The sequence below is a fragment of the Larkinella bovis genome, from assembly GCF_042655385.1.
Taxonomy (GTDB): domain Bacteria; phylum Bacteroidota; class Bacteroidia; order Cytophagales; family Spirosomataceae; genus Larkinella; species Larkinella bovis.
The window spans coordinates 482,902-494,027 of the sequence record NZ_JBHSMA010000004.1 but is presented as its reverse complement, the minus strand read 5'-3'; the positions used below and the strand labels follow the sequence as shown (position 1 = coordinate 494,027).

Sequence of the window (11,126 nt, the reverse complement as noted above, 5' to 3'; positions counted from 1 at the left end):
AATGAATGCACGAGAGGAACTTATCCTAAACAATTTCATTTCGGCAAAGAAAAATAAAACCGCTGTACCGACGGAAATAGCCGTCGGTACAGCGGTTGATCGAGATGTATTAATTTTCCAAACGAGTGTAAAAACTTGCTATGAAATATACCAAACTATAAAAATTACCTATCCAGATTCAGTCGTATTTTCTCAGGCCTACCTCAATCATCTGAAGGACGAAAAGAAAAATGCCCAGGAAAAGAATAACTATGCTATTTACAAATCATTCCTAATTTTCCTAGAGCTTGAGCTCTTTGATCCGGATTTAAAAGAGAAGGTTAAAGCCGCATTAGATCACTTGGACAAAAAGATTGATTACTTTTGTTCGTACACCCGCAAAGGATTACCAGAAATTAATTCTTCATACGAGCAGGTCATTTATAAAGTGCTTGGAAAAAAGCAGGATACCCACGCAAAAGAATGGAGTGATGTCAATTTTGTGGCTAAACTAATAGTCCGGTATTTAAATAATCACGGCTTTAATAATTACTTTTTTGACCTTGATAAAATTGTTAACGGGGAGGAAATTGAAACCAAGATATTCGACTACTGTGGCCGCACAATCGTCCTGATCCTGCTAGCGCAACAGGAAACTTTCCTGGATCAAAGTGATAACTGGTGCTTCAAGGAATACGGCCATTACCAGACCACACATGCTCCCCAGGAACAAAAATTTCTGGTTTTTACAGTTCCAGGGCTGGTTACCCCCGTCAATGTAGGTAGCAAAATTTTGAATTGGTTTAATTATATGACGACAACGGAAGGCGTCAGTAATACAAAGATTGACTTTGATGTTAGCCCGCATCAATTCAAAGCGGCCATTAACAGCATAGCTCCTATCATTGCCGATGTTAATGATAGATTGTTTAGAGAATTAATATTTTCCATCAATTAGACGATTGTCCTTCTTCACTCTTACTGGATTATGAAAACGTAGTTCAGCCAAACGGGCCAAATTACTATTCATAGTGAAGATTGTTTGAAGATTATACTTGCGAGCATTTTGACCTTTAAAGAACTGTAAGCTTCCCGGAAATTAGGACAGTGTAGGATTAGACTCGAAAAGGTCTAATTTTAACTGTCACATGAAAAAGAAAACGTTCACCGAGACCCAGATTGTGGCCATCCTCAAGCAGTACGAAGGAGGCCGAGAAGCCATGGATGTCTGTCGCGAGTACAGCATCTCTAAAGCCACCTTATTCAACTGGCGCAAGAAATATAGCGGCATGGAATCGTCTCATCTGAAAGAACTTAAAGCCCTTCAGGAGGAGAATCGACGCCTGAAGCAGATGTATGCTGAACTCAGTTTAGATTATAAGCTGGCTAAAGAGATCATTGAAAAAAAGCTGTAGAGCCTTGTCAACAGAAGGGGTTGGTGGAATGGGCAGTGGAAGAAAATGTGTCTGTAGGCAGGGCCTGCCGTGTAGTGGGAATACATCGTTCCAGATGGTATTATCAAACTAAAAAGAACGATCAACCCGTCATTGAAAAATTGCGGGCTTATGCCGAAGCTTATCCGACCCGAGGCTTTGATGACTATTATGGAAAGATCCGTAATGAAGGCCTTGTCTGGAATCGCAAGCGAGTGCTTCGAGTATATCGATTGCTAAAGTTAAAGCATCGTAGACACCATAAGCGTAGGTTGCCAGCCCGGGTTAAACAGCCTTTACAGGTGCCTAATGAAGTCAACCAATGCTGGAGCATGGATTTTGTCTCAGATGCTCTGGTCAGCAAACGCAAAATCCGGGTGCTGACTATTATGGATGATTATAATCGGGAGGTATTGGCGGCACACGCCGATTTTTCATTACCTGCTCGAAAAGTGGTCGATGTACTAGCGACAATCGCTCTGGAACGGCCTCTGCCCAAGCAAATTCGAGTAGACAACGGTCCGGAGTTCATTGCAGATAAATTTAAAGAGTGGTGTGCCGATAACCATATTGTCATTCATTACATTCAACCAGGTAAGCCTATGCAAAACGGCTATATTGAACGGCTTAACCGAACTTATCGAGAAGACGTTTTGGATGCGTATTTGTTCGAGTCCCTTGAGCAGGTGCGGATCCTATCTGATGAATGGGTCGACCAATATAATCGTTTACATCCGCATCAATCGTTGGGCGGATTGGCACCAGCAACCTATGTCAAACAAGAAAGAATTACAAAAGTCTAGATACTTGCTGTCCTAAATCTGGTAAGGCTACAGAACCACAATTACCAAAAACTGTATGTAAATTTCAACGCGCAATGGCCCTGATCAATTATATTAAAGAATATGGTTGATCAATAATTATGGTTATGGTACATAAATTAATAGAGATGCACCGGATTTTATTCCTGTTTTGGGGGACTAAATGGGGGCACAAAGACAAAATGAATATCGGGAAAATATAGTTTTATTCAATAGTTAGGATCAAAAATGGCGAACTGCTCGAGGAGCCATTAACCTTTCTTAATCTACATTATTTGTTCTTACCTGAGCTATGATTTTACAAGCTTTTCAGGCACTTTTCTTCATGTTTTCATTTATCAGCGTTTACTGACTTCGACCTGCATTAATGCGGTTTGGGGGACTATTTCTATCTGCCATAATCCTAGTCCCCCAGATTGGCATATTTGGCTAATGTATACTGCTGATTTTATTGGGAAACTGCATCTACTATTGGGCGAGGGTGGTCGCGGATTCAAATCCTGTAAGGTTCTCAAAATATGCCCTGGCGCTTTTTCAATGCTATAAATAGCATTGAAAATTTCAAAATTGATGACACAAATAGCATCGAGATTGTTGTCACAATAATGAAGTTGCAAAAAGCATCGCTTAATTGCCACATTCAATATTTGACACAAAAAACTAATTAACGTGCAGCACGAAAAACTAATTTTAGTACAGTATGAAAAGAATGCCCATCAGTTGTAATCTATTACTTACCTGACACTGAGAGCAAAGGGCTTGTTATCTTTTGCATTGAAGCCATGCGGTGAATAGAAGGTTTATTCTCCGCAAAATATGCGGAGAATAATGAAAGACACGAAATGTACCAGTATGAAGGTTATGAACACCATACTTCAAAATGCTGACCGCGTGATTTGGCAATGTAATGGCCGGTTGCAGCTAGCAGAACTGAAAGGCTTTCCATGTCGTTTGTGGAAATACCCGGTTGTACAACTACCAATTTGAAAATGGTCCTTAAATAGCGTGTGTCCGTGAGGAAATCCTGCAGTTCACTTAGGTTCCCTTTGATAAAATGGGCAGCTGTATTACTTTCTCTATATTGGATTTGCTTGAATAGCCGCTGATTATTTTCAATCCATTTCAGCGATTTTATAACCTGCATACAGACTTCATAATAATCTTTTACACGTTCACCAGGCTCATTGGCGCTGGATCCTTTACAGTGGTAAAAGCTGATAATCGCTTCATCTTGCTCCAACTTGAATGTTATAAAGTCTGCAATCTCACCGGAACCATGGTCATAAAATACAATATCTGATAGAAGGCCGAGTTCCTGTGCCAAACAAGAATGAATTGATATTCTTCCGTCTGCACAATCACCAAATTCTTTTGTTATATCGACATTTTTACCAATCCAGTCGAGTACAATTAGCTGTCCATCATTTAAAGAAGGGGCTATACCACCGGGACCTGGGAACAGTTCAGAGCCGGTGAGACGAGAAAAATCGCTGAAGAAGAACTCTGGTAAATTACCGTTTAGATAATCCGATAGAGAGACATTTTTATGGCTTCTAACGATAGTTAGCTGGTTAAGTTGAGATGGGTCAATCGGATTAAACCAATGATCGGCGTCGAGCCGGTAGTCAAGTTCAATTCTAGCTGATGTCCTACATGTAGCAATGAGACGAATATTATTCTGTGTCGATGTTGATTGATCAACTTCAAGATTAACGTCCAACAAATTTGCTTCTCGGATAATTCCGTCCTCTATAATCTGAATGATAGGCGGGTTTTTATAAACTGTTTGGTTCCAAATTGCACCGATGACACCTTCTGGGAAAGTGGATATATCTTCTCCTACATTAAGATAATCCAAAGGAGAACGTGTTTGCACTTCAGAATTACTCGTTAAATAACTAGCAACATCTTGGCACCAGCGAATTAGATTCGGCACTAGAAACCGGGCATTGCTCCATATTTTAGATGAACTGCTAAAACCAATTGTTGAGTCTTCATCACCACCGAAAACATGACCCCTGTGATAGAGTTGCCCATCACTTTCAGTTATGGATTTTTGAGCCGCTGGGCCTGTTACATTTCGGTAGGACTCCGCATTAGCACTTTGCATGCGGTTCTTCATTCCTACGTTATAAAAAGAAGGGTCACGAAGACTTAAAAGCACTTTGTTTATTTGATTGAGAGGAAGAATCTTAGGAGTGCGATCGGTAAAAGACCGGGCAAGTTCTTCGTAAAGTTCTGTTTGTTTAAGCGTTGAATTAATGAATAAGAGCTGGCTTTCACTATCATAGTAAAAAATAAATAGATGATAAGCAGAGCTTAAAAATTTATCGCTGCTCGACCATTTAGGACGCTTTACTTCTTTAGCAATAATTATTGCTGCATTTGCTTCACTGTCTTCCCAAAAATTAATGATTTCAAAATCAGGAGGGAGATTAATTGATCTGTTAAAATCCACGTTACCACTGATCTTGTAAACCTTGACATGGACGTAAGGCCTCAGTGTATAGATTGATACATCTGATGTATCTGGATTGTTTTGCTCTATTGTCTGAAAATTTTGAATACTTTCTTGTACAAAGACCTCTTCGTCAATTCTACTGCGTGACAGGTCAATGATCATTTCCTGCCAAATAGCATCTTGGTTGTAAAGTTTGGCACTTTCAATTTCAATCTCGGCTGGGACGGCTATAAATTTTGCGATGTCTACGTTTCCAGCATTTGTACGTGCAAAACGACCAATAAATTGAAGTGTAACAGCGAGAGATTTATGGGGAGAATGAATTGCAGCAATTTTTAAGTTTGGGAAGTCAAAACCTTCTCCCATCATATTGACACAGATAACACCGTCTAAGTTACCTTCACGGAGTAACTTGATGGTTGCCTTGATAAAGCCATACGAATGGTCACTATGAATTGTTCTGAGGTTTAAAGAAGTATGTTCAGCATAGATTAGCTTAAGTGCATTGGCTCTGCGTAAAGAATCAGTTCGCACCATCAAAGCATGATGTAACCCTGCTGCTTTATCTAGATTGAATATCTCTTCCGCTTTTTTAGCAATTGCGATGTCACTGTTTTCTTGTTCTGGACTAACCGGAATAAATTGAATATTACCAAAAATTTTATCTTTATAAGCTTCTCGCAACGGATACACATATACGAACTTCCCTTTTATTTCTCGTTTATCTCGTCGAAATGGTGTTGCGGTAACAAGAATACGTTTTGCATTTGGAAATGCGTTAAAAAGTTCTTCCCAAGTTCGAGCAGGACTGTGGTGTGCTTCATCAACCAAAATGAGGTCGAATAAATCATCGGGAGGAGAAGGGATATCTTCAATAGCTGGGCTAATACTAGACGGACTTGCAACAACTACGTCATAAGGTTTTAAACGATCCCAATCTTCTAGAGAAGATATTTTGTCAGTTTGCTCATGCACTTTGGGTCCATCAATAGATTCTGAAACAACATGGAGTCTTTTAAGTACTGTCAATTCTCGAAAACCAAGAGCGATGTCATTTCTGACTAATCTACTTGGTGTTACGACTAGAACGCGTTTTGCTTGTAATAAGTAGGCTGAAATCATCAGAACGGCCGTTTTCCCAGATCCTGTAGGCATGACAACAAGTGCAGGATCGGTGCGGAGCGTAAAATGTGAGGCGATCGCATGAATGGCTCCGAGCTGTGCTCTTCGGAGGCCTCTTGTTTCATCAGTCCCTTTATCAACAGAAAGGGTGATATTATTATAGTTCTCTTCGAAATAACTCATCGTTAATTCAGTGGTGGGGATAGAGCGAAAATAAGCTAAGTAACTGATTTTACTATTTTTATAAAAATAGTAAATAGTTTTTTGGCTTTTTTTTATTTATAATTTTTAATCGCATCACTCCAGCAAGATTTGAAATATTTGATGCAAAATGTACGGCGGCTGAACCAAAATTAAATAGCCCCAAAGTGTCAAGTTTTTTGATCAAAAAACTTGACACTAGTCTTCCAAAACCAAAGAAGGTGATCACAAGCTGGATTAGATCAAAGCTGGGGTTGTCTAGGAGCGCGGAGATAAAGATCTCCTGGATTTTTCCAATTCCCTTAACCAAAAATGTCCAGTTTTTTAGTAAAAAAACTGGACATTTTGATGCTCTCAAAATGCCTTCTGCTGAACATCTGTCAGAACCTTTAATTACGCAACAGGCGGTTGCGTAATTGAGATAAAGAATATCGTTGATCAATAATTGCCATTATGGTACATAAATTAATAGAGATGCACCGGATTTTATTCCTGTTTTGGGGGACTAAATGGGGGCATAAATGCAAAATGCATATCGGGAAAATATAATATTTCTCTATAGTTAGGATAGAAAATGACTCTCTGCTCAAGGAGCCAAAACTCTCTTTACCCAAATTTATTTGTTCTTATCAACCTTGCAAAAACCCAGGTTTTTCAAGGCTTTTGGCGTATTCTTTCATTTACCGACAGTTACGGACGTTACCCCACATTTATCAATTGTGGGGGACTAATGGGGGACTATTTCGCTAATTCCATATTTATAGTCCCCCAGAATTTAAACTCTCTCAAACAGCCGAAAAAGAAAGGATGAACCGATATGCCATTATCGGATATGCAATGCCGTACGGCCAAACCTAAAATTAAGCCATACAAACTGTCAGATAGTGAAGGGCTTTACCTGGAAGTTCTGCCATCGGGTGGCCGTTATTGGAAACTGAAGTATCGTATTCATGGCAAGGAAAAGCGGATAGCTATCGGCGTTTACCCGAAAATCAGCCTATTACAGGCCAGGGCAGAAAAAAGCCGGATCAAGGACGAGCTTAAAAGTGGATTAGACCCCATTCTTCTGAAACGCGAGAAGAAGCAAACAGCCGCCTTTGCAAATGCGCAGACGTTTGAAGCGGTTGCCAAAGAGTGGCACAGCAAAGGTGTCGAGAGTTGGGACCCCCGTTACGCTAAAACGCTGATGCATCGGTTGGAAAAATATACGTTTGATGATCTGGGCAGTTATCCAATCCGTACTCTAAAGCCAATTATTATTCTGGCCTGTTTGCAAAAGATTGAGAAAACGGCACCGGAAATGGCTCGACGTATAAAGCAGATCGTCAGCCATATTTGTAAATATGCCATTGCGACAGGCCGCCTGGAAAGCGATTTGACTATTGGATTAGAAACCGCCTTGAAGAAATACAAGAAGGGACATTTTGCTTCGATTGATATTGACGAATTACCTGATCTTTTAAAAACCTTGCACAATCACAAAGCCAGACTATACCATCAAACGTACTTAGCCATTCGATTGCTTTTCCTCACTTTTGTGCGTACCAGCGAATTGATCGAAGCCAAATGGTCAGAAATTGATTTTGAAAAAGCCCTGTGGACGATTCCGGCAGAACGCATGAAAATGCGTAGTCCCCATTTAGTGCCGTTGTCCCGCCAGTCGCTGGAAATTCTGATAGAATTAAAAACGATGAATGGAAAAAGGGATTATATTTTCCCCAGTTTGCCCAGACCGAGAAAACCCATGAGCAAAGGAACGATTTTAGTGGCTTTAAAGCGCATGGGCTACAGTAGACGGATGACCGGGCACGGCTTCCGATCCCTGGCACTAAGTATTTTGAAAGAGAAGCTGGGCTTCACACACGAAATTGCGGATCGACAGCTAGCCCACGTTCCCAAAAGCAGTACCGACCGGGCTTATGATCGAGCGAAGTTTTTATCCCAGCGGATCATTATGATGCAGCATTATGCTGATTACCTGGACACGGTCTATTTGGAGGTACTGAGTAAGTGAACGACCGGACGATTTTTTGGTCTGGCAAACCAATTTCGCAACTGGAAGAGACATAACTTTCAACCTGATCATAAACGGGATTTATCATTCATTAATCAACCTATAATTAAATTGACAGGCTCTCCTAAAATGCTTTAGCTGTCGGGTCTGTCATCAAAACCGGTGCAGATTCCCGATAAAAAGGAATAATGTATGCCTCATAAACCTCCCGAGCCGCTACTGGATCGAAAAAGTGCCGCTAAATATCTCCGCGTTTCTCCTGGTACCCTAGCCGTCTGGGATTGTACCAAACGCTATGATCTCAAACCCATCAAAGTAGGCCGATCTGTTCGCTATCGCCGTTCGGATTTAGATAAATTCCTCGAACAACGTCTTAGGGCGTAACCTACCGGGTCATGAACTGTTTTAGCCGAACAGTTCATGACCCTTTGCTCCACATTCCATCCATCCTTTGAGAGATCGCAATGAATATAGAACATGCGAATAGAATACCGATGTCCGAAATTCTGGGCAAGTTGCATCGCCAACCCCAGCGCACCCGAAATACGAAATTATGGTATCTATCCCCACTGAGAGCGGAAAAAACGGCCAGTTTTCAGGTCGATACCCAAACCAATCGCTGGCACGATTTCGGGGAAGGTATTGGGGGTGATCTGGTTGATTTTGTCTGCGCCTACCTCAAATCCACCCGTGAAGAATATACCGTATCCGATGCGTTACGCTGGATCAGAAATATGGGTGATGCGCCTTACGAAATTGCCCCAGTTTACGCTAATACGGACGAGGTTCCAAAAGATGAGTCCGTTTTGATTCTGAAAACGAAAAAACCAATTCAACATCTTGGTTTGATTCATTATCTCGAAAAACGCGGTATTCCAGTAAGCATTGCCAATCGGTATTTGAAAGAGCTTCGCGTTCACAATACGCAAACAAAGAAAAATTTCTATGCGCTCGGCTTTGCCAATGAAGAGGGCGGGTTTGAGTTGAGAAACCCTTTTTTTAAGGGATGTCTTGGTGCTAAAGCCATTACATTTGTTCGAGGACGAACACCGAAACCAAACAGTATCCATCTGTTTGAAGGCTTTATAGATTATCTATCAATGATTAGCCAATTGAACGGTAAGCGATTTAAAGCCGATGTCATTATCCTGAATTCGTTAGCCTGCTTGAAACAAGCCACGCCGTACATTCGGAATTACGGTTATCATATTGCTTATAGCTGGATGGACAATGATAAAGCCGGAGAACAGGCAACAGCCTCGTTGACGGAATTCTTCCAAACAGAATCTGATTTGAAACATACCCCGATGAATAAAGTCTATGCCCCGCATAAGGATGTCAATGCCTGGCATATGCACAAGCTGAATTTAATTCTGTAAGGTGAGATCGTTATGTCGCAACTGTCCATTCAATCGCTCTTTACGGTCAACGAAGTCGAAATCAGCTATCGCAACAAAACACCGTATCAGGATCGGATTCAGATTACGCGCTCCGTTACTGCTTACGAAATCCTCCGTCAAGCCTGGGATGATAACAAGCTGGAACTGCTGGAACAATTTAAAATCCTCCTGTTGGATCGAAAGAACAATTGTCTGGCAGTTTCCGACATTGCCACGGGTGGCATGGCCGCTTGTATTGTCGATCCCAAAGTGATTTTTGTAACGGCCCTCAAAGCCAATGCTTCCGGTATTATTTTAGCACACAACCATCCTTCCGGTAATCTCCACCCCAGTGATCAGGATTTGGCCCTGACCCGCAAACTGTCCGAGGCTGGAAAGCTGCTTGACATTGCCGTGCTGGATCACCTGATCGTCACACCGCGTAATTACTACTCCTTTGCCGATGAAGGCTGTATGCCGCGCTAAGAGTAACCTGTTCGTTTTCATTTTGCCAATGGTTGGGTCGCTTTTGGGCCTGTACCCGACGCCACTCGCTCACCAACTACAATTTTCCCCAGCCTAAGGCCTTCCTCGCGCAACAAAATTCTAGCCGGGCGACGTTCGCTGGTTTGCTCGCTAAGCCGCCGTGTTTTTTAGCCCCTACAACCCCAACCATAGGAGCATGATACATGACCAAACCAATTACTCGCAAAACCGCCTCAACCCCTGCCGGACAAGTTCAGCAGGATATTTACGCTCGCGTTACGGCCAAGATTCTGGCCGACTTGGAACAGGGGAATCTCTCGTGGCGCAAGCCGTGGAACTCGGAGCATTTAGCTGGTCAGGTAATACGTCCGCTGCGCTGGAATGATATTCCCTATACTGGCATCAATACACTAATCCTGTGGAATGCCGCCAGCGAACAAAGCTTTACCTCACCCTATTGGATGACCTTTAAACAGGCCACCGAGATGAAAGCCAATGTCCGGAAAGGCGAAAAGGGCACTCAAATTGTCTATGCCGACAAATTCACCAGGGAAGAGGAAGATGCCAATGGCGAAGTCAAATCCAGCCAGATTCCCTTTCTCAAATGCTACACCGTTTTCAATGCTGCGCAATTTGAAGGCCTATTCGACGGTTTTTACAAAACGCCGGAACCGGTGGTAGCCCATCAGCAAGAGCGTGATCCGAAACTTGAAACGTTCTTTGCTCAGACGAAAGCTGATATTTATACTGGCTCCAAAGCGTGTTACATCCAAGCCACTGACCGAATTCAAATGCCGCCATTTGAAAGCTTTGAAACTGCCATGCGCTACTACGGTGTGTTAGCGCATGAGATGTGCCACTGGACGAAAACCCCGGCACGGTTGAACCGGGACTTTGGCAAAAAACGCTACGGCGATGAGGGGTATAGCAAGGAAGAACTGGTCGCCGAACTGGGAGCCTGCTTTTTGGCCGCTGACCTGGGCTTTGAACCGCAACCGGAAACGCATCATGCCGCTTACATCCAATCCTGGCTCCAGGTGCTCAACAATGATAAACGCTTCATCTTTCAGGCGGCATCCCACGCGCAAAAGGCTGTTGAATACATTCATGCGTTGCAAAGCCCTCGGCTTTGAGTTTTGAAAGTATAAACCCATGCGTTGGCCACGGACAATTTCGCGTCTTCTTCAACGGCACCTTTCTTGGGTCAGTTGATAGAGTATGTCAGCTTAG

Annotated in this window: 8 protein-coding genes and 1 pseudogene; 7 read left to right on the top strand and 2 right to left on the bottom strand. The window is 42.4% G+C overall.

The features are described from left to right. Window position 1: 1 nt before the first annotated feature. Window positions 2-937 carry a hypothetical protein gene (locus tag ACFPMF_RS16085; protein WP_379846947.1) on the top strand — a complete coding sequence of 312 codons (936 nt, stop codon included), beginning with the start codon at window positions 2-4 and terminating at the stop codon, window positions 935-937. 190 nt (window positions 938-1,127) lie between these two features. Continuing rightward, window positions 1,128-2,215 (top strand): annotated as a pseudogene (locus ACFPMF_RS16080) (IS3 family transposase). Window positions 2,216-3,092: 877 nt separating this feature from the next. Here the strand turns inward: ACFPMF_RS16080 and ACFPMF_RS16075 are convergent. Then, window positions 3,093-5,999, bottom strand: coding sequence for a DEAD/DEAH box helicase (locus ACFPMF_RS16075; protein ID WP_379846945.1), 2,907 nt, complete (start codon window positions 5,997-5,999; stop codon window positions 3,093-3,095). Window positions 6,000-6,057: 58 nt separating this feature from the next. Beyond that, window positions 6,058-6,459 (bottom strand): hypothetical protein, encoded by a 402-nt coding sequence (locus ACFPMF_RS16070; RefSeq protein ID WP_379846942.1) that lies wholly within the window; start codon window positions 6,457-6,459, stop codon window positions 6,058-6,060. A gap of 375 nt (window positions 6,460-6,834) precedes the next feature. On the opposite strand from ACFPMF_RS16070, the gene ACFPMF_RS16065 reads away from it, so the two are divergent. From ACFPMF_RS16065 to ACFPMF_RS16045, 5 genes are all read left to right on the top strand, one after another. Beyond that, complete coding sequence (locus ACFPMF_RS16065) at window positions 6,835-8,031, top strand: tyrosine-type recombinase/integrase (RefSeq protein ID WP_379846940.1); 1,197 nt, start codon at window positions 6,835-6,837, stop codon at window positions 8,029-8,031. Between the two features lie 192 nt (window positions 8,032-8,223). Beyond that, a complete protein-coding gene (locus ACFPMF_RS16060; protein WP_379846937.1) occupies window positions 8,224-8,415 on the top strand; it encodes a helix-turn-helix domain-containing protein in 192 nt (63 codons plus the stop codon). An 80-nt stretch (window positions 8,416-8,495) separates the two neighbouring features. After that, window positions 8,496-9,410, top strand: a complete 915-nt coding sequence (locus ACFPMF_RS16055; RefSeq protein ID WP_379846934.1) for a toprim domain-containing protein — start codon at window positions 8,496-8,498, stop codon at window positions 9,408-9,410. A gap of 12 nt (window positions 9,411-9,422) precedes the next feature. Next, window positions 9,423-9,896 carry a JAB domain-containing protein gene (locus tag ACFPMF_RS16050; RefSeq protein WP_379846932.1) on the top strand — a complete coding sequence of 158 codons (474 nt, stop codon included), beginning with the start codon at window positions 9,423-9,425 and terminating at the stop codon, window positions 9,894-9,896. Between the two features lie 203 nt (window positions 9,897-10,099). Beyond that, window positions 10,100-11,029 (top strand): ArdC family protein, encoded by a 930-nt coding sequence (locus ACFPMF_RS16045; protein WP_379846929.1) that lies wholly within the window; start codon window positions 10,100-10,102, stop codon window positions 11,027-11,029. Window positions 11,030-11,126 lie beyond the last annotated feature (97 nt).

Excerpts from the sequence above, each read along its gene's own strand:
- ACFPMF_RS16085 (WP_379846947.1), top strand. The coding sequence starts at position 2 with ATGAATGCACGAGAGGAACTTATCCTAAACAATTTCATTTCGGCAAAG.
- ACFPMF_RS16075 (WP_379846945.1), bottom strand. The coding sequence starts at position 5,999 with ATGAGTTATTTCGAAGAGAACTATAATAATATCACCCTTTCTGTTGAT.
- ACFPMF_RS16065 (WP_379846940.1), top strand. The coding sequence starts at position 6,835 with ATGCCATTATCGGATATGCAATGCCGTACGGCCAAACCTAAAATTAAG.
- ACFPMF_RS16060 (WP_379846937.1), top strand. The coding sequence starts at position 8,224 with ATGCCTCATAAACCTCCCGAGCCGCTACTGGATCGAAAAAGTGCCGCT.
- ACFPMF_RS16055 (WP_379846934.1), top strand. The coding sequence starts at position 8,496 with ATGAATATAGAACATGCGAATAGAATACCGATGTCCGAAATTCTGGGC.
- ACFPMF_RS16050 (WP_379846932.1), top strand. The coding sequence starts at position 9,423 with ATGTCGCAACTGTCCATTCAATCGCTCTTTACGGTCAACGAAGTCGAA.
- ACFPMF_RS16045 (WP_379846929.1), top strand. The coding sequence starts at position 10,100 with ATGACCAAACCAATTACTCGCAAAACCGCCTCAACCCCTGCCGGACAA.